Origin of the sequence: Brevibacillus parabrevis, assembly GCF_003710905.1 — a bacterium.
Classification (GTDB): domain Bacteria; phylum Bacillota; class Bacilli; order Brevibacillales; family Brevibacillaceae; genus Brevibacillus; species Brevibacillus parabrevis.
In genome coordinates, this window is record NZ_RHHV01000002.1 from 59,444 (window position 1) to 81,365 (window position 21,922).

The 21,922-nt window shown below is 49.2% G+C and carries 20 protein-coding genes; 10 read left to right on the top strand and 10 right to left on the bottom strand.

The features are described from left to right. Positions 1-66 precede the first annotated feature (66 nt). From EDM60_RS00915 to EDM60_RS00950, 8 genes are all read left to right on the top strand, one after another. Complete coding sequence (locus EDM60_RS00915; RefSeq protein ID WP_167470224.1) at positions 67-1,683, top strand: AraC family transcriptional regulator; 1,617 nt, start codon at positions 67-69, stop codon at positions 1,681-1,683. Positions 1,684-1,839: 156 nt separating this feature from the next. Continuing rightward, complete coding sequence (locus EDM60_RS00920; RefSeq protein WP_122962265.1) at positions 1,840-2,049, top strand: substrate-binding domain-containing protein; 210 nt, start codon at positions 1,840-1,842, stop codon at positions 2,047-2,049. Next, on the top strand, positions 2,034-2,309 hold the full coding sequence (locus tag EDM60_RS00925; RefSeq protein ID WP_122962266.1) for a substrate-binding domain-containing protein: 276 nt from the start codon (positions 2,034-2,036) through the stop codon (positions 2,307-2,309). The genes EDM60_RS00920 and EDM60_RS00925 overlap by 16 nt, the downstream gene beginning before the upstream one ends. Positions 2,310-2,811: 502 nt before the next feature. After that, a complete protein-coding gene (locus EDM60_RS00930; protein WP_122962267.1) occupies positions 2,812-4,425 on the top strand; it encodes a helix-turn-helix domain-containing protein in 1,614 nt (537 codons plus the stop codon). An 89-nt stretch (positions 4,426-4,514) separates the two neighbouring features. Continuing rightward, positions 4,515-5,507 carry an ABC transporter substrate-binding protein gene (locus EDM60_RS00935; protein WP_122962268.1) on the top strand — a complete coding sequence of 331 codons (993 nt, stop codon included), beginning with the start codon at positions 4,515-4,517 and terminating at the stop codon, positions 5,505-5,507. A gap of 1 nt (position 5,508) precedes the next feature. Continuing rightward, the gene (locus EDM60_RS00940; protein ID WP_122962269.1) at positions 5,509-6,522 is read left to right on the top strand and encodes a FecCD family ABC transporter permease; all 1,014 of its coding nucleotides are present in this window, start codon (positions 5,509-5,511) and stop codon (positions 6,520-6,522) included. Next, positions 6,519-7,508 carry a FecCD family ABC transporter permease gene (locus EDM60_RS00945; protein WP_122962270.1) on the top strand — a complete coding sequence of 330 codons (990 nt, stop codon included), beginning with the start codon at positions 6,519-6,521 and terminating at the stop codon, positions 7,506-7,508. The genes EDM60_RS00940 and EDM60_RS00945 overlap by 4 nt, the downstream gene beginning before the upstream one ends. A gap of 19 nt (positions 7,509-7,527) precedes the next feature. Next, positions 7,528-8,328: an ABC transporter ATP-binding protein gene (locus tag EDM60_RS00950; RefSeq protein ID WP_278189525.1), complete on the top strand. Its 801-nt coding sequence runs from the start codon at positions 7,528-7,530 to the stop codon at positions 8,326-8,328. 188 nt (positions 8,329-8,516) lie between these two features. Here the strand turns inward: EDM60_RS00950 and EDM60_RS00955 are convergent, their stop codons facing one another. Then, on the bottom strand, positions 8,517-9,548 hold the full coding sequence (locus EDM60_RS00955) for a ketopantoate reductase family protein (protein WP_122962272.1): 1,032 nt from the start codon (positions 9,546-9,548) through the stop codon (positions 8,517-8,519). Between the two features lie 216 nt (positions 9,549-9,764). On the opposite strand from EDM60_RS00955, the gene EDM60_RS00960 reads away from it, so the two are divergent. Together EDM60_RS00960 and EDM60_RS00965 are read left to right on the top strand one after the other, a co-directional pair. Continuing rightward, positions 9,765-10,652, top strand: a complete 888-nt coding sequence (locus tag EDM60_RS00960; RefSeq protein WP_122962273.1) for a LysR family transcriptional regulator — start codon at positions 9,765-9,767, stop codon at positions 10,650-10,652. A 57-nt stretch (positions 10,653-10,709) separates the two neighbouring features. Continuing rightward, on the top strand, positions 10,710-13,793 hold the full coding sequence (locus tag EDM60_RS00965; protein WP_122962274.1) for a hybrid sensor histidine kinase/response regulator: 3,084 nt from the start codon (positions 10,710-10,712) through the stop codon (positions 13,791-13,793). Positions 13,794-13,894: 101 nt separating this feature from the next. Here EDM60_RS00965 and EDM60_RS00970 read toward each other — a convergent pair whose 3' ends face one another. The 9 genes from EDM60_RS00970 to EDM60_RS01010 all read right to left on the bottom strand — a co-directional run bounded on the left by EDM60_RS00970 (position 13,895) and on the right by EDM60_RS01010 (position 21,916). Next, complete coding sequence (locus tag EDM60_RS00970; protein WP_122962275.1) at positions 13,895-14,920, bottom strand: ATP-grasp domain-containing protein; 1,026 nt, start codon at positions 14,918-14,920, stop codon at positions 13,895-13,897. Continuing rightward, entirely contained in the window at positions 14,921-15,601 is a 681-nt protein-coding gene (locus EDM60_RS00975; RefSeq protein ID WP_233454152.1) for a vWA domain-containing protein, read from the bottom strand. Between the two features lie 65 nt (positions 15,602-15,666). Then, positions 15,667-16,566 carry a TerC family protein gene (locus tag EDM60_RS00980; RefSeq protein WP_122962277.1) on the bottom strand — a complete coding sequence of 300 codons (900 nt, stop codon included), beginning with the start codon at positions 16,564-16,566 and terminating at the stop codon, positions 15,667-15,669. Between the two features lie 17 nt (positions 16,567-16,583). Further along, positions 16,584-17,807: a TerD family protein gene (locus tag EDM60_RS00985; protein WP_122962278.1), complete on the bottom strand. Its 1,224-nt coding sequence runs from the start codon at positions 17,805-17,807 to the stop codon at positions 16,584-16,586. Between the two features lie 128 nt (positions 17,808-17,935). Next, positions 17,936-18,520 carry a TerD family protein gene (locus tag EDM60_RS00990; RefSeq protein ID WP_122962279.1) on the bottom strand — a complete coding sequence of 195 codons (585 nt, stop codon included), beginning with the start codon at positions 18,518-18,520 and terminating at the stop codon, positions 17,936-17,938. 36 nt (positions 18,521-18,556) lie between these two features. Continuing rightward, positions 18,557-19,138 carry a TerD family protein gene (locus tag EDM60_RS00995; RefSeq protein ID WP_063231632.1) on the bottom strand — a complete coding sequence of 194 codons (582 nt, stop codon included), beginning with the start codon at positions 19,136-19,138 and terminating at the stop codon, positions 18,557-18,559. A gap of 59 nt (positions 19,139-19,197) precedes the next feature. Beyond that, positions 19,198-19,803, bottom strand: coding sequence for a TerD family protein (locus EDM60_RS01000; RefSeq protein ID WP_122962280.1), 606 nt, complete (start codon positions 19,801-19,803; stop codon positions 19,198-19,200). A 155-nt stretch (positions 19,804-19,958) separates the two neighbouring features. After that, a complete protein-coding gene (locus EDM60_RS01005) occupies positions 19,959-20,774 on the bottom strand; it encodes an HAD family hydrolase (RefSeq protein ID WP_122962281.1) in 816 nt (271 codons plus the stop codon). Then, a complete protein-coding gene (locus EDM60_RS01010; protein WP_122962282.1) occupies positions 20,771-21,916 on the bottom strand; it encodes a cysteine protease StiP family protein in 1,146 nt (381 codons plus the stop codon). The genes EDM60_RS01005 and EDM60_RS01010 overlap by 4 nt, the downstream gene beginning before the upstream one ends. Positions 21,917-21,922: the final 6 nt, after the last annotated feature.

Genomic DNA, 21,922 nt, shown 5'->3' on the forward strand with positions numbered 1-21,922 from the left:
CTTCTTTTTTTTATTTATAATGTCCTCAATTGATAATCGTTCTCATATATGGAAAGAAGGTGTCCTATGACTCCGTCTCCGACAGTCCCTATACCGCTGCATTCCTTGTTGTTTCATTATATAAATGTCGAATTGCTCAACCATGGCGCCGACGCGGTATTAGCCGAAGAAGTTACTTCAAGTTATACGTTATTCGTGTTTAAGAGTGGTAAAGGGAGAATCTATACGGAGTCGTTCAGCGCGGCCTTCTCGACGGACAGTGTTTTTCTACTTCCGCCTGCCGCCGTTTACCAATTCGAGAGCATGGACGATGGGCGAATCGAATATTTTCGGATCGCCTTTGGAGTGTTCCATATTGAGGACGGCAAAGCTGAGCCTTACAGTCAACCTTTATTCCCGGACCGCCAAGAGCTTCGCGTTTATCCGCAGTCGCAATGGAACGAATTGTTGGCCCAGTTGTATGTTGGCCATGCAAGCCGGCACGGCATAGAGGCGTACCGTCAACAATTGCAGTTCCAGGAGGTCATTGCCTTTCTGCTGGAGCATAATATGGGGGGCGATCAGTTGCAGGGTCCCACCCAAGCGGTAGAGCAAGCGATCCAATACATGCGAACGAGCTTCCAGGACCCGATCACCGTTGTCCAGCTCGCGCGCATGGCCAATGTTCCTTCGTGGCAGTTCACGTCGATCTTCAAAGAGCTGACCGGAAAAAACCCGCTCGATTACTTGACGGAGCTGCGTATTAATTGCGCCAAAGAGTTGTTAATCCGCACGGAGAGCCCCCTTCGGGAAATAGCTGAACGTGTCGGCTTTACCGATGAATACTATTTCAGTCGGCGCTTCAGGCACATGACGGGTTTCTCGCCTAGGCAATATGCCGTCTCCATGAGACAGAACATTCTCGTTAAAGATTGGAACGGCCACGAAGTACGAATCCCTTCCAACCCGCGCCGGATTCTGTACTGCGGGGAAACCGCGGGCGATATCAGCGCGCTGGGTATTCCGTTAATTGAGAAGCAGCTCTTCTGTAAAGATACACCGCTTAATCAGGAGCTTGCTTCCAAGCTCTCGCCGGACTTAATTATCGTCGATCATTCCGATGAGAAGCTCTATTCGCAAATTTCGCGGATCGCACCCACCCTCGCCTACAATTCCCGCGGTTCGCTGAACGACCGGATGCTCATGCTCGGCGAGTGGTTCGGCAGAAAAAAAGAAGCCCAGCAATGGCTTCTTCATCATAATAGCGATACGTTGCTGATGTGGCGTCAGCTTCGGCCGCTCATACGTCCCGAGGAGACGGCTTCCGTGTTCGTCTTCCATCGGGGAAAGCGGTTGTTCGTGATGGGGAATATCGGTTTGTCCGCCATCTTGTATCATCCCGATGGCTTCCGACCTGCGGGCAAGGTCCAGCAGATCATGAAATCAGGCAGGCCATACAAGGAAATCACGGCCAAGACCATCCATCACTACGCTGGAGATCGCGTGTTCATGATGCTCCCGGAAAGCGCCGAGTCCAGGACTGCGATGGAGGAGTTCATGAACGGCCCGATCTGGAACAATCTCCCCGCCGTGAAAGACGGGTTCAGCTATGTGCTGGACGAGAGGAGTTGGAACTACGAGGACGCGAGAACGAGGGTCAAGCTGCTCTCCCTACTGCCTACGCTCTTTACGCGGTCCTCATAGTATCACGGAGAGATAGATTATCCGGATTCTTTATCTAGTTACTTTGGCCGGAAAATATGGACTACAACGATTCAGGTGGACTATATCACAAGTGACAGCAAGCTTTCGGGAATAACCCCGTACAGAAATATTCGATAGCAGTTAGACCGAGATGTCGTGAACACGTTGCGGACGATCGGCGACATTGTGAACCGCAAAACGGAAGCGGAAGCGTGGATCGCCAAGTTTGAGGAAAAGCTGCAACGCATCCCGCGACCAGATCGACGTGTAGGCACGACGGCGACGAGCTTCATTTTCTATGAAGGAGAGTTTCTGATCGGGGGAACGGGTGGCACGTTCGGCAAGCTGAAATGCCCAAGAACCTGAAAAAGTTCAAGGACGGCGGCACGGGGCTTTCGATCGAGGCATTTGTAGCCGAACCAGCCAATTACTTCTTTACACAGATGACCGAGGCAGAATTGCCAAGTTTGCTGGAGCGCTTTAAGGAGCCGCTGTATCAAGGAATCCCGGCGATCAAGAACAACCGCATCATCAACGTATCCCGCGAAAACTGGAACTACGGCCCTTACCTGGTGGATAAAGCGGTTGACGACCTGATCTCGCAAATGAAAAATCTGCAATTATAAATGATAAGGGGTCGAGTGTTGCTGGCGTGAAGCTTGGCAAATCGCAATGACCCCTTCCTTTCTCTTCCGGCATCCGATTGGGTGCCTTTTTGATTCGCTAGACAACACCTAACAGTTGGAGGTGCGGTTTTTTGTGCGTGGCGCCAATCAACCATGAGCGGGCTGTGTGTGGCCACCGTTGATCGGCTTATGCGCACATCACATTTATGCGTGATCAGATGACGGCAGCAACGGAACAGGCATGAATCGACGCTGATCTTGCTAGTGTCGGCTTCGAATGAGGAAGATGAGGAGGAGAATGCCGATTAGAATGAACTACAGATTCGTGCTTACGGTGTCGCTGTATCTGAACCCCAACCTTTTTGACACGACTATAACTGTCAGTTGCATGATAGCCTGTCTTCCCAAAACGAACACAAATGACGAAATAGCCGTAGCCTTCACTACATTCATAAGAATATAATGAGAATAGTTATCATCTGGTGAAGGGGTGCAAAGATGGATGAGGACGACGAACCTTACAAATAAAGGTCATGAGGACACAAGCTCTTATTTGTTCAAATTAATCAAGGTAATTCAAATGGACGATGCGAGTTTGTCCGCAGCGCTGAGTAGAGAACACCATGCCTTGCTATATGTCCATCAATCCCGGAACGGTGAAGAGACTGCTCAGATGCACTATGCTGCGCCATACACTCCCTTCGTCTGGAAGCCGGAAGCTGCTGCTCAGCCTTCATCCTGCTATGAACTTCAATTTGCGTGCTACTCACCGAAAAACAATAATTATGAGCCTCATTTATCGCCGATCCTGCCTGCCCATGTGCCAATATCGCCATTTGCCGGCATTACCGACCTCGTGAAAGAGCTGGTACAACTGCAAGGTCATGCAATGGCGATGCAGTTGGAGCAAATGAAAGCCAATATCAAGTTTCAGGAATTATTGCTGGAGCTAATGGCAGGGTCAGCTGAAGAAAAGGATGGGCTTACCGAGCAGGGCATCGAGTATTCCCGCAAGTACATAGAGCAATTTTATGCTTCGGAAATTACCAGAGAGCACCTGGCAGCATTAGCTGGTCTAAATCCGGATTACTATTCACGCGCTTTTAAAAAGAAGTACGGCAAAACGCCGATCGAGTATGTAAATCAAGTGAGAATCAAGCATGCGAAGCAATCGCTTTTGCTGTCAAATGAGTCGTTTCGCACAATCGCCCATCAAGTAGGATATAGCGACGAATTTTATTTTAGCCGCAAGTTCAAGCTGGAGACGGGCATGTCGCCCACTTTTTACATCAATAAAATCAAGATGACGGATAAGATTGCTTCGTTAAAGCATTTAACAACCGGGCATCTGGTAGCTTTGAACGTTCAGCCTTATGCTGCGGTTAAAAATAATATATACCCGATTGAAGATCGTCTGGAAGACACCATTAACATCGGACAGAGCACCCCTGAACTGGAAAAACTATTAGAGGCGCGTCCTGAATTGATCATCATGCGAGAACATACCCATGAAGACTTGTCTTTGAAGGAACAATTATACAACCAGATAGCACCAACCATTACCTTGCCTTATCACCAGGACTGGCGTATTCACCTGCAATCCATCGCCAAAGCAATAGGCAAGGCGTCAGCCGCTAATGCATGGCTTGAGCAATACGAGGAAAAAGCAGAGCGAATCCGGCGGAAATATGCACAAAAAATCGAGGGCCAGACCTTTCTGATTGTAGGGATTGGAGCGGGGGAAATGTGCATTTACGGAAAACGGAACGTCGGGACTGTCCTGTATGGCGATCTACAGCTTGCTGTACCTGCTGGTGTCGAACAAATTGCCCACTATCAGGAAACGAATGTACAAGCATTGAAACAGTACGACCCGGAACATATTATTTTGACGAGCTATAGGCACGACGGATCAGAGAGGATGAATTACGCGATCAACCGTGAAGTCCAGCAATTGTTTAGACAAGCGGATTGGCAGGAGTTGAAAGCAGTCAGAAATTCATCTGTTTATCCGATGTACCAAAGGCAGCATCTTTACACTTGCTATACCTCTTTATCCCATGATTTGCTTTTGGATCAAATGGATCAGCTGCTAGAGTCTTATATCTCCAAATAACAGTCGGATACGTCCATGTTAAAAAGAAGATAACTTCATATAATTGATAATGAGAATTAATATCGGACAACAGTAGAGGAGACTGATGTATGCAGCAGAAACCGAAGTTATTGCTATTACTGCTTATGACGATGGTACTTTCGATTTTTACAGCAGCGTGTGGTAGTGCGGATAACAAGGTATCCAATAATTCGGAGGCTAAGCCAGCCGAGCAAACTCGCAAAATTACACATCCGCTCGGCACTACAGAGATCGTGGGAACGCCCAAGAAAGTTGTGACTTTATTTCAGGGAGCGACAGATGTAGCAGTTGCCCTGAATGTGAAACCAGTTGGCGCCGTTGAATCATGGTCGCAACAGCCTGTCTATGAATACTTGCGGGACAGCCTGAAGGATGTTGAAAATCTCGGAGTAGAAACACAACCTAATCTGGAACTGGTATCCAAGTTGAAGCCGGATCTCATTATCGCTTCTATTTCACGGCACGAGAAAATCTACGATCAATTAAGCAAAATCGCTCCAACCGTTATGATCGATCCATTATACGATTTTAAAAATACGCTGGCTGTCGTGGGTCAAGCACTGAATAAAGAGGCGGAAAGTAAAGTTTTGCTGGATCAGTGGGACAAGCGCGTGGCAGATTTAAAAACAAAACTTCAAACCAAGCTTGGCAGCGCTTGGCCGCTCGAAGCAACCGTATTGAATTTCCGGGAAGATCATGCGCGTATTTACGTGACTGGATTTGCAGGGGATATCCTCGATGAGCTGGGGTTCATTCGCTCCAAGACGCTACAGGCTGAAGCCGATAAAGGAACGGTTCACATGAAGCTGACGAGCGTGGAAAGCATTCCTTCGATGAATGCAAAGGTCCTTTTTGTATTCAAGTTTGACGATTCTGGAGCAGAAAAAGTGCAAAAGCTGTATCAAGAGTGGACGAATCATCCGTTGTGGAAAGGTCTGGATGCAGTAAAATCGAACAATGTACATCTGGTTGATGAAGTCACATGGAATGTCGGTGGAGGGATCATTGCCGCCAATCTCATGCTGGATGATATTTACCAACGGTTCGGATTAGAGAAGTAACATGGCGCATCTATTGTTTGACCAATCGAAGAAAATTTGGGGGTGTGTGGCTGCGTTCGTTTTGTTTATTCTGGCTGCTACAGCCAGCGTATCTCTCGGACAGATCACCATTCCCTTTTCGACAGTCGTGGATGCGTTCGTTCACTTTGACCCAGCCATTACCGAGCACATGCTTGTTCGTACAACCCGTTTAACCAGAGCGATTATTGCCATGGTTATCGGAGGAGCGCTTGCTGTTGCCGGAGCCTATATGCAGGCGCTCACTCGAAATCCGTTAGCCTCTCCGAGTATATTTGGAATTAATGCAGGTGCGATGTTTTTTATCGTACTTGCTCTTTCCATTTTTCCGGCAGCTTCGATGCTGGTCTATATGTGGGTCGCCTTTCTGGGTGCTGCGGTGGCCGCCGTCATTGTCTACTTTTTAGGCTCTTTGGGCCGAGACGGGCTGTCTCCTGTAAAAATGGTGCTGGCGGGTTCAGCCGTGGCGGCTCTGTTTGCTTCCTTTACGCAAGGGACGCTTGTCTTAAATGAAGAGAACTTGGAAAGCGTGCTGTTCTGGATGGGCGGCTCTGTCTCGGTTCGTACAATGGAGAACGTCCAACCGCTGCTGCCTATTATGGGTGCGGCTTTTATTCTTGCCTTGTGTCTGGCTCGTCCGGTGAATGTGTTGATCTCCGGGGATGACGTTGCGCGCGGTTTGGGACTGAGGCTGGGATGGGTGAAATTTGCCCTTGCTGTAGTAATCGTCGTTTTGGCAGGCGGTTCGGTTGCGATGGGAGGAACGATTGCTTTCATTGGGTTAATCGTTCCTCATATCGTCAGAGGATTGGTCGGGCAGGATTATCGCTGGATTGTTCCTTACTGCGCGCTAATGGGAGCAAGCCTGCTGCTGTGCGCGGATGTGTTGGCCCGCTTCATCATCATGCCGCAAGAGATGCCGATTGGCGTCTTGACGGCTTTAATGGGAACCCCTTTCTTTATTTACATTGCACGCAGGGGGTTTGTGAAGAAATGACAAGGCATCAGCGGATGATAGTCGTAATGGCAGCAAGCTTGGCATTGCTGGTCTGCATGGCGGGATTAACATTGGGGTCGACCCTGCTTTCTCCTTTGGAAGTGATTGCGGAGCTGTTCGGTTTAGGCGACGGTGAAAATGCTTATATTGTCATGACACTGAGACTTCCGCGGGTGCTACTGTCTTTTCTGGCGGGTGCGGCACTCGGGATATCGGGTCTTATTTTGCAAAGCGTCATTCGGAATCCACTGGCTTCCCCGGACATTATCGGGATTACGAACGGAGCGGCCGTAGCCGCTACGCTGTATACGGCGCTGTTGATGGGAAAATGGGGAGTGGCTGGCTTACCTTTTGCCGCCATGCTCGGCGCAGGAACGGTATCTCTCCTTATTTATCTGCTCTCCTGGAATAAAGGCGTGACTCCGATTCGGCTCGTTCTGATTGGGATTGGGATGGCAGCGGCAGCAGGAGCGGTTACGACGATGATGACTGTGCTCAGTCCAACTATGGTCGCTTCACAAGCGTACATTTGGATAATCGGTACTGTTTATGCGGCAAATTACGCGGAGGTTGGAGCAATGCTTGTCGTCATCGGCGTTTTGGTGCCGTTGACCCTGATACTGACTCGACCGGCGCACGTTCAAGAACTGGGAGATGATGTTGCTACAGGCTTGGGTGACGCCGTGCAGCGCCATCGAACGCTTTTTATCGTGATCAGTGTAGCGTTGGCTGGCTCTGCCGTGGCATATGCGGGTACGATCGGTTTTGTGGGATTGGTAGCTCCTCATATTGCCCGAACCTTGATTGGGCGATCGTTCTATCTGCTTGTGCCTGTAGCCGGGTTATTAGGCGGCTTTCTTGTATGTGCGGCAGATGTGATCGGAAGAACGCTGTTTTTGCCGTATGATATGCCGGCGGGAATCTTTACCGCAGCGATTGGCGCGCCGTTCTTTATCTATTTGTTGTACCGAAATCGAAACCTCTAATACCGCTCGGGAGGAGACTATCAGTTTGCAGCTAGAGACGAAAAGTTTGACTTTAGGATACGGTCACAAGACAGTCATCGATGCATTAGATCTTCAAATTCATGAAGGCAAAATCAGCGTGTTGATCGGCAGTAATGGCTGTGGGAAATCGACATTGCTGCGTTCGTTGGCACGGTTGATTAAGCCCGAAGATGGAACGGTTTTATTGGATGGCAAACAATTGGCCCAGTGGTCTACAAAAGAGCTGGCGAAGCAGTTGGCGATTTTACCGCAAGGCCCCATTGCCCCCGAGGGATTGACCGTCAGGCAGCTGGTCGAGCAGGGAAGATACCCGCATCAAGGCTTGTTGACGCCAAAGTCCGCACAAGATGAATGGATGATTAACCAAGCTTTGGAGGCGACACAGCTGACCTTGCATGCGCAGCGAGCGGTTGATTCCTTGTCAGGAGGACAAAGGCAACGAGCGTGGATTGCCATGGCCCTTGCCCAAGATACCCCGATCTTGTTGCTGGATGAGCCGACGACCTACCTCGACATGACGCATCAAATCGAGATTCTGGACTTGCTGTTTGAGCTGAACCGCCAAGCTGGGCGTACGATCGTAATGGTCTTGCATGATCTCAATTTGGCGTGCCGTTATGCCGACCATATAATTGCGCTGCGCGATCAGCGAATTTATGCGCAGGGCAAGCCAGAGGAAGTCATATCGGCAGCGGTTGTCAAAGCGGTTTTTGATTTGGACTGCGAAGTGATTCGCGATCCGCTTTTCGGCACACCACTGGTTATTCCTTACGGGAAACGAAAGAGCTATGCTGAATAAAAGCCCAAGAGCCCCTAGAGCAAGGGGGTTCTTGGGCTTTTGTGGTGTAGAGATATTGTAGAGAAGAGGTTGCGTCTTCCTGGAGCATCGCTGGGCTTTTTTACACGCAGTCTGTTCCCGTCCTTGCAACTGGTGCCTGCAATCCATGTGGAGCATTGTTCGGGGCGCGCAATAGGGACACAAACCAATCACCCGCGCCGATTCAGCTCTGCAAACCGTTGTATATTGACCTCAAACTCCGGCACGGATTGAGTTTCCTCAGCCTGCTTGACCAATTGCACAACGAGGTCGTTGTAAGGCGTCAAAATATCTTTGCCTGCCGCGAGCCGGGGAATGACACCGTTGATGCAATCGATTTCCGTTTTGCGTTTTTTCTCCAGATCTTGCAGCATGCTCGCTTTCAGCAGGCGGGAAGCCTTCATCAGCTGGAGCAGCTTTTGCGTGCTTGGGGAAATATCCTCTTCGCGGTTCAGTTCCAGTGATGCCGGATCAAATCCGTTCATGGCCGCGAACTGCACACCGTTGGCATGGCCGACCTTGATTGTTTCATCGGCAATATGAGCAGCGCTGATCAGGCTGATTTCATGATCGAGTACCCCGCCGAATGTAGTGTTAAGCGCCGCTGACAAGCCGCTGAACGCGTTGTTAATCAGCAATTTGGACCATTTTGTTCCGACCAGGTTGTCGGAAATGTGAGTGCCTCCCACGAGGTTTAAAATCGCTTGAATCTGCTGTAGCCGCTGTGTGGTGCTACCGTCCAATTCGCCGATTTGAAAAGCATACTTTTTAAAGTGACGATACTCGGTGGTAAGCTTGGAAACGCCCGGCTCCATAAACGTAGCGCCAAATTCGACCGACCCGGCAATGACGCGCTCGCGGCCTACGATAGAAGCTACCTTTTCTTCCGGTATCCCGTTTTGCAAAGAGAGGACGACGCTTTGGTCATGCAAAAAGGGCAGCAAGTCTCGCAGGACCGAATCGTTGTGCAACTGCTTGGTCAATAGCAGCACGAGGTCGTAGACGTCTGACATGTTGTCCGGGGTGACGGCTTTTACTTTTGCCTGGAAGTCCGTCGTACCGACAATTTTGGCGCCTGACTGATTCAGAGCATCCACATGCGCCTGGTAAACGTCAATCAACTCCACCTCTTGTCCTCCGGCAGCAATATAAGCTCCGGCAACTGTTCCCAAAGAACCTGCTCCTAGTATGGCAATGCGCATTTGAATAACCTCCCTTTATTTATTAGCTAAGTAATTATATGCGATTGTTGGAGAAGCCAATGACAGCTCGGTATCATGTAGCCCATCGTCGCAGAGGTATTCATTCGATTAACCTGGGCTGCTAATCCCTATTTTAAGGCGAGTTTATTATTTAATATAATACATAATAAACTATGAATTTATTTACGATAATAAATATAGGGGTGGCATTAATCGATGGAGTTGCTTCAACTAAAATACTTTCAAACGGTCGCCTATACCGAGCATATTTCCAAGGCCGCCGAGCAGCTGAGGATTGCTCAGCCTTCTTTGAGCCTGACGATCAAAAGACTGGAAGACGAATTAGGCACAAGCTTGTTTCACCGCAAAGGAAGACACATCGAGCTAAGCCCATCCGGACGTATTCTTCTAAAGCACGTGAACAAAATTTTTACCGCCATTGAAGCCGCAAAAATGGAGATTCAATCACAGACTGAACAAGCTGCGCGGACGATCAAAATATCGATCTCGAACCCCCGATTTCTTTCAGGACTGATCAGCGAGTACATTGCTTGCCATCCAGGGGCGAAAATCCAGCAAGGAATCGGATCGAGAAGTGTCATACAGACAAGCTTGAAGAAAGGAGAACTTGATTTAGGGATCGCGGGGCCGCCGATTGCCGATGAAGAGATTGAGAGCTGCGTGCTGGTGGATGAAGATATCGTGCTGGCGCTGCCCTCCAGCCACAAGCTGGCAGGCCAGACGGCGGTAGCGTTAAGCCAAGCGGCCAATGACCCGTTTATTGCCTTGGCTAACAATGAAGAATATCGCAGCTTTACCATGGCGCTTTGCGAACGGGCAGGATTCGTTCCTGCCATCAATTTTGAACTGGATTCCGGACTGTTGGCGGAGATTGTCAAGCTGGACCAAGGGGTAGCGCTGCTCCCGGTTTCCGTGTGCAGAAAATTGAATTTAACTTACGTCAAGATCGCCGATATGGATTCCACCTATACGATCGGGTTGTCCTGGCTGAAAGATCGCCACTTGCCACCGGCAGTAATCGAGCTGCGAGACTTTATCATTTCCTACTTTCAACAACGATACGAAGCATACAAGGTGTACTGACCGTTTCCGCTCGATCCGGTGTCTTAGAAGAAAAAAAGAGTAGGAGAGGAATACTTCTTGGCACATGATTCACCGAAATACCACATGAAAAAGAGCCATATTGTCCTGCTGCTAGGGTTGTTAGTGGTTGTCTTGTCCGTGTCGCGCATTTTGTGGATGGATTTGTTTCGGTATCACCAAGTGTCGATTCAGAACGGACAATTGGATTTGCGCGACTGGAACGCAGAAGATGGCGACATTGTGCTGCTTGATGGGGAATGGGAGTTTTTCCCCTCGCAATGGTTGATGGGGAGTCGATCCAACCAAGTAGCAGGCGAGAAGAAGCCGGCACTTATCTACGTTCCAGGGGGCTGGAATGAAGCGTTGAATGGCGAAAACCCAACTCCATACGGCTTTGCTTCTTATCGCTTGCGTCTTCATGTCAATCCGGAAAAAGAAAGGCGTTACAGTATTCGTGTACCAAGCGTGCGTACGGCATGGGAACTATATGTGAATGGCCGATTGCTTGCCAAATCGGGACGGACAGCGGAATCGAAGGAAAGCTATGTTGCCGAGAATTTGCCTTATTCCACAACCTTTACGGCAGATGAAAACGGCGTAATTGAACTGGTCATTCAGGCCGCCAATTATGTAGATGGGCGAAGCAGCGGCATTGTTCGATCCATCAAGTTTGGCTCAGAAGAAACCATTGCTAAGGAAATGAAAGCATCTGTTTTTACGCAGCTTTTGGCAGCGCTGATCTTTTTGATGCATGCCGTTTATGCGCTGATTTTATATGTACTAGGAAACAAGGAAAGAAGGCTGCTTTATTTTTCGTTGCTGGCATTAACGACGGCTTTTAGCACGGTGTTAAGCAATGATGAAAAGTTGTTCCACCAATTCTTCTACATGGGCATCGATTGGGATTTCCGTCTGGCTAATTTCTCTTTCATGCTCGGAGCTTACGCTTTGCTTGCGTGTACGAGCCATCGCGAGCTGCCTTATTGGAGCAGAATATATCCGGTTTACAAAATAGTCAGCCTGGGGATTGCGGGTATTACGCTGGGTTTAAACCCCGATCAAATAACGATGCTATTCCCGGTCTATCTTTTGCTGAGTGCGATTGCCGCAGCAGTTGCGATGATCTCCATTTTGAAAAGACTGATCAAGGATGTCATGGGCAATCTGCTGCTGCTTTGTGCTTTGCTCGCGCTCATTCACCATCTGATCTGGATGCTGGTCTGGCGGGAAAGCGGCTTGAGCCTGGTCTACTATCCGTTTGATCTGATCATTTCCGTCGGGTGTATTGCTTCGGTATGGTTTAAAGGTTATTTCATCATGCATGCCCAAACAAAAGAGCTTGCTGCAACCTTGCAAAGAATGAATGACCACAAAGATCAATTTTTGGCGAATACTTCGCATGAATTTAAAAATCCGCTGCATAGCATGTTGAACATGTCGCAATCTGTTTTAAGCAGGGAACGGCATTCGCTGCAGGAAAGGAGTGTCAAAGAGCTAGAGACGGTTTTAGCTGTAGGACGTCGGCTGACATTGATCTTGAACGACTTGATTGACGTGATGAGTTTGCGGGAAGGCAATCCGCGTCTGCAAAAAACCGTCATTTATATTCAGCCGATTGTGACAGGTGTGATTGATATGCTGCAAATTAACGCAGAAGTGAAATCTGTGAAAATGATCAATGAAATTCCGGAACAGTTCCCTCCCGTCCACGCGGATGAAAACCGGGTGATTCAAATCGTGTTCAATTTGCTGCATAATGCGGTGAAGTACACGAACGAAGGGATGATTTCGATTCAGGCTTTTTCCAAGGAGGGAAGGGCTTATATCGTTATAAAAGATACAGGGATCGGCATGGATGAAGACATGCTCAAGCGCCTGTTCCATCCGTATGAGCAAGCCAGCACGAGCGAAACGATGATTGAAGGCGGTTTCGGGTTAGGGTTAAGTATAAGCAAGCAGCTGGTTGAACTTCATGAAGGGACGCTAGAAGTGTTCTCTGTGTTGGGAGAAGGTTCAACCTTTACCTTTTCGTTAGAGCTGGCCAATGTGCAAGAGCAGGAAGAGGTCTTTGTCCCGGCCATGTCGATTCAGGAAAAAGCGGAAAGCTTGTCGACTACGAAACGAACAGCAGTAGTCAAAGCGAAAAGCGGCCGCCCCAGCCTGTTAATCGTGGACGATGATCCGATCAACCTGCAAGTGCTCGAAGCGATCCTGCCTCCAGAACAATACGATCTAACAATGGCGACGAGCGGAAAAGAAGCGTTGGCTTTATTGGATACCAAGGAATGGGACTTGGTCATTTCCGATATTATGATGCCGCAGATGTCCGGTTATGAGCTGACGCAGATCATTCGCCAGCGGTTTACGCTCACTGAACTGCCTGTTTTGTTGCTTACGGCAAGAAGCCAGCCGGAAGATATTCAGAGCGGTTTTTTGGCGGGAGCAAACGATTATGTGACGAAGCCAGTAGATGGAATGGAGATCAAATCGCGGATTGAGGCATTAACTACGATCAAGCAGTCTGTTCGGGAACAACTGCGCTTAGAAGCTGCCTGGCTGCAAGCGCAAATCCAGCCGCACTTTATATTCAATGCGTTAAGTGCTGCGACAGCTTTGAGTGACATAAATCTCGATAAGATGCGTGAATTGCTTTATGAGTTCAGCAATTTTTTGCGGTATAAATTTAAATTTGAAGACATGGGTGGACTTGTGCCGATCGAAACAGAGCTGAGTCTGATCCGTTCGTATCTGTATATTGAAAAGGTGCGGTTTGAAGAAAGGCTGGAGGTTGTTTGGGAGATAGATGACTGTGAGGAAGTAAAAATCCCCTATCTGACGATTCAGCCTCTCGTTGAAAATGCGATTATACATGGCGTGATGAAGCGCAATTCCGGGGGGAAAATCCTCATTCGGATTGCTGTCCACGAAACGCAAGTGGAGATAACCGTTGAAGACGATGGGATTGGAATGGACGAAGCCCACTTGCGACAACTGCTGGAAAGAAAGGCTAACAGCAAGTCAGGCGTTGGACTGATCAATACGGACCAGCGATTGAAGCGGCACTTCGGGACGGGACTTCATATCAAAAGCGCGCCAGGTATAGGCACGAAGATAACTTTTTATATACCAAGCACAGGATAAGTGGTTATTGGCTTCACCGAGCCGACAAGCGGGAATCGCGCTGAAAATGAACAAGCCATCCTGATAGGGGATGGCTTTCATGCTGTAGTGGCATGTGTCTATTACTCAAAAAACCGCACCAATTCAATCTCGCGCTCCACATGCGTCGTGAGAATATCCAGCTTCGGTACAGGCACGTCGGCTTTTCCGGTCAACAGCAGCTTCAGCGCCAGGTACGGGAAGTTCACCCCGGAGCGGCAAGATGCATACATTCCGCCGGAAGCACGCGGATTGATTTCCAGAAGCTTCGGTACGTTGTCCTTGTATTTGATTTGCACATTATACAGGTAGGAAAGCTGGAGCCGCTGCTGTACTGCTTCGGCTATGCTCAGCAACTCTTCGTTATGTTCCAGCTTGCGAATACGGCCCTCGACTTTTTTGCGCGGCACTGCTGCCAGCAATTGTCCTCCGTAGGCGAGGCAGTCGATGCTGTATTCATACTGGTCCAAATACTCCATAACCATGATGTCGTCAAAAGTCTCGCGCGTGGACAGCACGCGGAGCGCTTCTTCTGGCGTGATCTGATAGTGGGCTGATCGAAACAGGCGATCAAACGGATCGAGCTGATCTTCCACTACATAAAATCCCGCCCCGCCTTCGCCACGGGCAGGCTTGAAGCACACCTTGTCGCCATTTTGCTTGAGCTGTTCATAGGCAGACTGGAACTGCTCGGCTGTGTTCACAATTTGATACGCGGGAAGCGGTACTTCCGGCACGTCATGGAACAGTTGAAACAACTTGCCTTTATCCGAGATGTCCTCCAACAACTGGTGTTCCTGAGCGATCATAACCTGTGTGCCCAGCCGTTCAAATTCCTCGATATGCTGGGAGATTTCCACGAGGCGATAGTTGGGGAGAAATACGTCAATCTTGTGCTTTTGACAAAACGACAGGCAATAGTCGATGTATTGCGGTACATCGAGTGTCGGCTCCAGTTCAGCATAGTCTGCGATTTGCAGCATCACGCTATGGCGTTTCGGGTGAGTCACAAAAATCTCGAAGGCGATATTGTCAGGGTTATTGCGAATCATTTCAACGATTGGATACGCCGTAGCAAAAGTCCGATTGAACCAGAGCCGTTTTTTCATTTAAGCCAAAACTCCTTTTTGTTTTGCTTCTTCCAGCCAAAGCGGGAACTCGTTCAGCAGCAGGTCGTAGAGAGCTGCGTTTGAAATCGTGTCGATGTTATCGATTTGAAAAAAGTTGGCGTTATCGACAAAGCGTCCTTCGATTGTATCGAGCTTTTTCAACACGCCGAAATCTGCGTTGCCGATCCCTACGAATTGCCAAAACAGCGGCTTTGTGGCTGACTCGATGATCAGCTTTTGAACGGAATCGCCAGCTTCATTTGCCCCTTTTTTCACGCCGCCATCGTTGATGAACGTGATGTAGGTGGGCAGACTGCTCGGCTCTTCTTGCGTATATTTGGCGATAATATCGCGCATGACTAACGGCTCGTCGTTCCGGCCGAACTTTTCAACAGCGGCGTTTTCGAGGATGGCACGGTTTACGTAGTTTTCAAAGTCTTGCTCAGTTACGGATGGAAGTCGGGAGAAGCGATGATCATAGACCCATACGTCGAGTGTCTGGTCATCGTCAAACTGGCTGGCTACTGCCAAAATGCGTTCTACTACCTTTTGCACCGTCCCGTTTTTATAGTACGGACGCATCGAGCCGGTTATATCGAGGACCAGGGCAACCCGTGCCTTCACCTGTTGCAGCTTTTTCTTTTCCAGGACCACCTGCACGTCTTTAACAAACGATATCATCATCTAGCCTCCTTTTTTCGAAAAGAAAAGCGAGTGTCTGTTGACCTCGCTTTCTGCCTTTCCTATCATGCTGTTTCCGCAACTTTGTCTTTTGAAGCATCTTGATCTCCGTGTTTGCGCTTTTTCGCCCTATGCACGATGAATGTAGCGAGGAAGGTGAGAACGAGAACACCGAAGAAGATGTAAGACTCGATGTGGAAGCCAGCTGCGCCCAGGAACATTTTCACAGAGATGAGCGCAATCAGTACGAACGCTGTCGTCTCAAATTCAGGAATACGTGCAATCAGCTTCAGGAAGATTTGAGCGACACCCCGCATCATCAGGACGCCGAGAATCCCACCCAGGAACAGTACCCAAACCTGGTTGCTGACACCAAAAGCAGCCAAAACAGAGTCGATGGAGAAGGCAATATCCATCATCTCAACAGCAAGTACCGTTTTCCAGAAACCTTTTCCTTTGTTCTCGATTTCTGGTTCGTCGTCGTTGCCACTTTTGAATACGCGGTAGAGCAGCCAGACGATCAGCAATCCACCGAGGATTTGTACCGCCAGGATTGGAATGAAGTACAAGCATGCCGCCATTCCCAGATAGAGCAATACATTGATTGCTTTTTGTGCTTTCTCGTTTTCACCAACGAAGTAATCGGCCGCGATTTTGAGCAAGTAGAGGGCACCCATTACTTTGATCGCCGTCATTTTGACTAAGAAGACCCCTAAGCCGATCGCCAGGAAACGGAATAAATAGGCGCCGAGCAAGCCGTAAAACAAGGCGCGTTTCTTTTGTTTTTCTGGCAAATGATTGACCATGACTGCCAGTACAAGTGCATTGTCTGCTGACAGCAAACCTTCCAGAATGACCAACGAGAGAATAATGGTCCAGTTGGCAGGGTTCGTTAATACTCCTTGCAAGACTTCCCACGAGAAAAAGCTTGAATAGGTTTCAATCAGCCCATTCAAAAATTCCATTTTGTCTTCCTCCTACGCTATTTGCTGCCTGCGGCCCAACGCATGTTCCAACCATAGTGGCGATCCATTTGTTCGTGTCCATTGAAGTATTCGACCAGGCGCTTGATTTGGAACGTATCGTCTTTTCTCTCAATCATGGCAATGGCGCACATGATCTTGCGCGGGTCATGAACATCCATGCGGACGACGATTTCCGGGTTGTCCGCTTGTTTGATCGTGACAACACCGTCTGTTTCCGCCCATTTTGCCACACCATCGTAAATGTAGGCAAAGATCAGAACCCGACTAAACTCGCGTACTTGGTTGCCGTTAATGCGGAGGTTCTCCCCATCTGTTCTGGCTCCCGTGCGGTCGTCACCATCCAGCTCGATGAACGGGAAGTCCGTATATTGGCCAAACTTCCTGCCAAGCGCTTGAATGCACCCTTTGTATCCGTCTGACAACTCATACAAGCAACCGAGGTCGAGATCGATGCCAGAAGATTTGTCAAAACCTAAAAACCCGATAGATTTTTTGACTTTTCTGTTCCAGTTCAGGTTTACGCTGATTTGCCCAAGTGCTCCGCTCGATTTGCGCAGGCTGATCGTTTCGCCTTTTTTGGTCAGCTCTACTTTGGACAGATTGATAGGCGGTTCCGGCGGTTGCTCAACCTTTGGCGGCGCTGGAGGAGGTGGTGGTGGAGAAGATGGTTGTTCCTGTGCCACTTCCACGCCAAAGTTTCCGCACAAGGCAGCCAGCCCGCCGTTAAAGCCGCTCCCGATCGCATTGAACTTCCATTCACCCTTGTAGCGATACAATTCACCAGTCACAATCGAATTTTCCGTAGTGAAATCAACCAATGGGAACCGGATCATTTCAACAAAGGTCACGGGGTGCATGATCCGCAAATAAAGATCGGAAACCTGACGGAACGTTTGTCCGCGTGTAATGGCATCGTAAATCGTAATGGTAAAAGCGATCTTTTCCACGTCGGATGTTATTGCCGCAAGGTCCAGCTCGAATTGCTGATTATCTCCAGAGCCGTCGCGCAAGGAAACCGCTCCGTTTACTGATCTGGGGTTTCCGTAGAAAATGAAATCTTCCTCACGATTCACTTTCCCGGACGCGCCCAATTGAAAAGCCGATGCATCCAGCTCAATTCCGTTGCCAGCGCGCCAGCCAAGGCCGACAATTACTTTGCTCAATCCTGGAAACTGCTTAGTAATATCGACTTTTTGCCCCTTCACAATCGTCATCGTCATCACTATCACCTTTATCTTCGAAAACTTGGCTTCGCCAAAAGCATGGCGTCGCCGCATTGTGTCCAGCTTAAAAAAGCAAGAAAGGATGCTAGTCCCTACTATCAAACTAGCATCCTCAGGTTGACGAATTACCCTGCTTGTAATCCGAAGTTATTGCAAAGCGCTTTAAGTCCGCCGGAGAAACCGCTGCCTACAGCAGCAAATTTCCATTCGCCCTGGTGGCGATACAGTTCGCACACGACGATAGCCGTTTCTACGGAGAAATCCTCGCCCAGATCGTAGCGGAGAACTTCGCGGTTTGTCGTTTCATCAACGACGCGAACGAAGGCGTTGGAGACTTGTCCAAAATTTTGTCTTCTCGCTTCGGCATCGTGAATCGTGATAGTAATGGCGATTTTTTCGATCTCCGCTGGTACTTTGGTCAGATCGATTTTGATTTGCTCGTCGTCCCCGTCGCCCTCACCTGTCAGGTTGTCGCCTGTGTGCGTAACGGAGCCGTTGCCGCCTTGCATGTTGTTGTAGAAAACGAAGTCTTGAATGCCAGTCGCTTTGCCGCCTGCACGGAGCAAAAACGCCGCAGCGTCAAGGTCGAAATCAGAGCCACCATTGTATTTGTTCGTGTCCCAACCAAGTCCAACGACTAATTTGGTCAGGTTAGGATTACCTTTCGTCAGATCAATTTTTTGACCTTTGGATAAGCTGATTACTGACATGGGGAGTTCATCCTTTCCACAAATCGTAATGGGTTATTAACCGATGTTTACACCGTAATCGCGAGCCAGTCCTGCGAGACCGTCTTTGTAGCCTGCACCCACTGCGCTGAATTTCCATTCGCTTCCATGACGATACAGTTCGCCAACAACTACAGCAGTTTCAACGGAGAAATCTTCGCCGAGGTCGTAGCGGATCAGTTCCTCGCCGCTGCTTGCGCTCAGTACACGCGCATACGCATTGGATACTTGACCGAAGTTTTGGTTGCGGGTAGCCGCGTCGTAGATTGTGATGGTGAAAGCAACCTTTTGTACACTTGCGGATACTTTGGACAGGTCGATTTCGATTACTTCGTCATCGCCGTCTCCAGCGCCAGTGCGGTTGTCTCCGGAGTGAACCACGGAACCGTCAGGGCTTTGCGGGTTGTTGAAGAATACGAAATGTTTGTCGTCTTCCACTTTTCCGAGTTCATTCAGCAGGAATACGGATACATCGAGGTCAAATTCGCCGCCGCCATCGTACTTGTTGGTGTCCCAACCAAGACCGACTTTGATTTGGGTCAAGCCAGGGTTTGTTTTGGTCAAATCTACTTTTTGTCCTTTTTGCAATGAAACGGCCATGTGTGATTCCTCCTAATAATTGGGGTTTTATTGTGATGGGAAGTACAACCGGCAAAGAGCTATGTGTATCGTCCGACAAGATGGGAAATCGAAGTATCTGCTGTTCCTTCACCAATAGCAGCAAATTTCCATTCACCAGAGTGGCGATACAATTCACCCACGATTAGCGACGTTTTCCCTGCGTAGTTATCTGTCAGGTTGAATTTGCACAGTTCCTGGGTGGTAGATGGATTCATGATGCGGATATACGCGTTGCCGATCATCCCGAAATCTTGGCGACGGCTGACGCAATCGTAAATATTTACAACGAAAATGAGTTTGTGTACATCGGCAGGGACGCGGGAAAGCTCGACAGAAATTTGTTCATCGTCTCCATCGCCATCACCCGTCAAATTGTCTCCGGAGTGAACGACGCTGCCACAACCACTTCTCTTATTTCCGAAATAGACGAGATTTGTTTCTTTTGTAAATTTTCCGTTTTCGTTCAGCATGATGACAGAAGCATCGCAATCGATGTTGGCTTGTCCACCACCAAACAGTCCGCCAAGCAGTCCTCCCGATTTTTTCACCGGGTCCCAACCAAGTCCAACCAGCACTTTGCTCAAGCCAGCATTTCCTTTGGTCAGGTCAATTTTTTGCCCTTTTTGCAAACTGATAACTGACATGTACACCCTCCACTCTGTCCGGGTTTTCACCCATTCTTTTGCAGATTACAATTCGATTATTTCATTGCATGACGATAAAATCTACATAAATTTGCAAAAAACTTCAATTTATGCCTGATTTGTAACTTTTTCGGTCGATTTCCCGCGTTTCTTGTCTAGCGTGCTCGCAGCTCCTGGCGCAAGGAGGCGAGAACCGTCTGCAAAATCTCCTCGGAAGCGCTCATTCCTGATGCTTGCGTAAAATGAAAGCTGGCTACGGCATCATTGTGGCCGCGAAGCTGATAGATTTCCCCGTGCGGAGGAACGACAGCGAGGTGTGCTGCTTCCAAAAGCGGCATGTCCAGCAGGGAATCGCCGGCAGCAATCATCCGATCGTCTTGTTCCAATGCGCACACGTACAGGGAAGCATCGCGCTTGTTTACGGCTTGCGGTACGAGGTAGAGCTTTCGGCCTTGAATGGACATGCTCCAGTTTTGCTCAGTGACCCACTGTTCGAAGTCGCGCAGTTCGTCGACAGGCATTTTTTCGCGATCGATGATGCTGTAGAAAAACAAATCTTCAGCCATTCGCTCGCGGATGACCCATTGCTCGTGGCTGATCCGGGCGAAGCCTGCCAGCATGTCGTGGATTGCTGCGCATTCGTTGATCATTTTACTGCGCACCTGACGGCTCCATTGCTCGTCGATTTGTCCGTCACGAAGCACATGGCCGCCGTTGCTCGTAATGGCATAGCGCGGTACAAGCTCGTTTTGGAAAATGGCAATGCGTTTATACTGCTCAATCGTTCTTGTAGTTACTGGTACAAACAAACACTGCAAGTGCACCTCATGAAGCAAGTGAATCGCCAGGTCAGACATGTGCGAGATAGGCGCGCCGTCCAGCACCTCGACCACCTGAAACGGTTGTGTATGGTCTGCAAGGAAGCGCGTTCCGTACAGGAGCGTCTGATCCAGATCGCTGGCAAAAATCATTGGTTTTCCCCTCTCATCGGTCGGATAATGCCGCAGCAGGAATAGCTCATATCCGAACGTTCCTCCACCAATACACCCCTGTCTTTGGCGAGCATGATGATATGGGCAAGATTCGGGTTGTCGACTGAATCGACGAGGATTTTCCACGGCACTCTGCGCAAGAGTACGCGAGTCGTTTCACCAACCCCCGGTTTGATCAAATTGACATCATCTATTTCCAGCTCCTGCTGAATCCGCGAAATATCGTGCATTCCTTTCCAGGTTGGCACGTAGTCGTCTTCATGGCGGATCAATTCGGCTGCTTGTTCCTTGGCTTCGGCGGCAATATCGGCAAAATGGGCCGAGATCGTATCGACGAACAAGTTCGAGACATCTTCTGCGATCCATTCCCGATAAAATTTGGCTCCATGAAATTCGCCAGTTGCAAGGAGATCATCGCGGTGGACGGTACGGCTGATCAAGCCGGACACAGTCGAGTTCAGGCAAGCGCTGGGGATCAAAAAGTCTTCGCGGGTGCCAAATGTTTGGACGCAATGCCCCGGGTCAGCGAGTACAGCCAGATCGGCATCAAGCCGCAGCAGGTACTTTTGATTGAAACGGGATATCGCCTCGTGCAACACGGACGTAATCGCCCCTTTTCCCGTCCAGCCATCCACGAACTGAATCTTTTTGCCCGGATGCTGTTCCAGAATGTAGTGCAGCGCGTTTTCGTCAATGCCTTTGCCGCGAATGATCGAAATGCTGTAGTGAGGTGCATCGAGCTGATGAATTTGGCGCAAATAGCGGCGGATCAAAACACCAATGGGCGTCCCGGCCCGCGCCAGCGAGGCCAGCACAAGCTCCCTGCCTTTTCGCGCCAGAATCAATTCAGCTACGACTGCTGACGCCAGCGCCACTTTGCGTGCCGTCGTCTGCAAGGCGTGATGAAACAAGGAGATGTACTCGGCAGAAGGCTGATACTCAACAGGAAGCATTTCCGAATAGTGGGTGCCTGCCTGAATCAGTTCTTCGCGGTCTTCCGTGTTGGTTTCTTCCATCAATTCGCTGATATCTTTCAACAGGAAGGTAACATCTTCTGCTGGATAGCTCCCCATTTGGGGCGGCTTCATAAGTTCTACAGCGTATACTGATCCTCGATCCATGCGGTT

Coding starts and splice junctions, on each gene's coding strand:
- EDM60_RS00915 (WP_167470224.1), top strand. CDS start 67: ATGACTCCGTCTCCGACAGTCCCTATACCGCTGCATTCCTTGTTGTTT.
- EDM60_RS00925 (WP_122962266.1), top strand. CDS start 2,034: ATGCCCAAGAACCTGAAAAAGTTCAAGGACGGCGGCACGGGGCTTTCG.
- EDM60_RS00930 (WP_122962267.1), top strand. CDS start 2,812: ATGAGGACGACGAACCTTACAAATAAAGGTCATGAGGACACAAGCTCT.
- EDM60_RS00935 (WP_122962268.1), top strand. CDS start 4,515: ATGCAGCAGAAACCGAAGTTATTGCTATTACTGCTTATGACGATGGTA.
- EDM60_RS00940 (WP_122962269.1), top strand. CDS start 5,509: ATGGCGCATCTATTGTTTGACCAATCGAAGAAAATTTGGGGGTGTGTG.
- EDM60_RS00945 (WP_122962270.1), top strand. CDS start 6,519: ATGACAAGGCATCAGCGGATGATAGTCGTAATGGCAGCAAGCTTGGCA.
- EDM60_RS00955 (WP_122962272.1), bottom strand. CDS start 9,548: ATGCGCATTGCCATACTAGGAGCAGGTTCTTTGGGAACAGTTGCCGGA.
- EDM60_RS00960 (WP_122962273.1), top strand. CDS start 9,765: ATGGAGTTGCTTCAACTAAAATACTTTCAAACGGTCGCCTATACCGAG.
- EDM60_RS00970 (WP_122962275.1), bottom strand. CDS start 14,920: ATGAAAAAACGGCTCTGGTTCAATCGGACTTTTGCTACGGCGTATCCA.
- EDM60_RS00975 (WP_233454152.1), bottom strand. CDS start 15,601: ATGATATCGTTTGTTAAAGACGTGCAGGTGGTCCTGGAAAAGAAAAAG.
- EDM60_RS00980 (WP_122962277.1), bottom strand. CDS start 16,566: ATGGAATTTTTGAATGGGCTGATTGAAACCTATTCAAGCTTTTTCTCG.
- EDM60_RS00985 (WP_122962278.1), bottom strand. CDS start 17,807: ATGACGATGACGATTGTGAAGGGGCAAAAAGTCGATATTACTAAGCAG.
- EDM60_RS00990 (WP_122962279.1), bottom strand. CDS start 18,520: ATGTCAGTAATCAGCTTATCCAAAGGTCAAAAAATTGATCTGACGAAA.
- EDM60_RS00995 (WP_063231632.1), bottom strand. CDS start 19,138: ATGGCCGTTTCATTGCAAAAAGGACAAAAAGTAGATTTGACCAAAACA.
- EDM60_RS01000 (WP_122962280.1), bottom strand. CDS start 19,803: ATGTCAGTTATCAGTTTGCAAAAAGGGCAAAAAATTGACCTGACCAAA.
- EDM60_RS01005 (WP_122962281.1), bottom strand. CDS start 20,774: ATGATTTTTGCCAGCGATCTGGATCAGACGCTCCTGTACGGAACGCGC.
- EDM60_RS01010 (WP_122962282.1), bottom strand. CDS start 21,916: ATGGATCGAGGATCAGTATACGCTGTAGAACTTATGAAGCCGCCCCAA.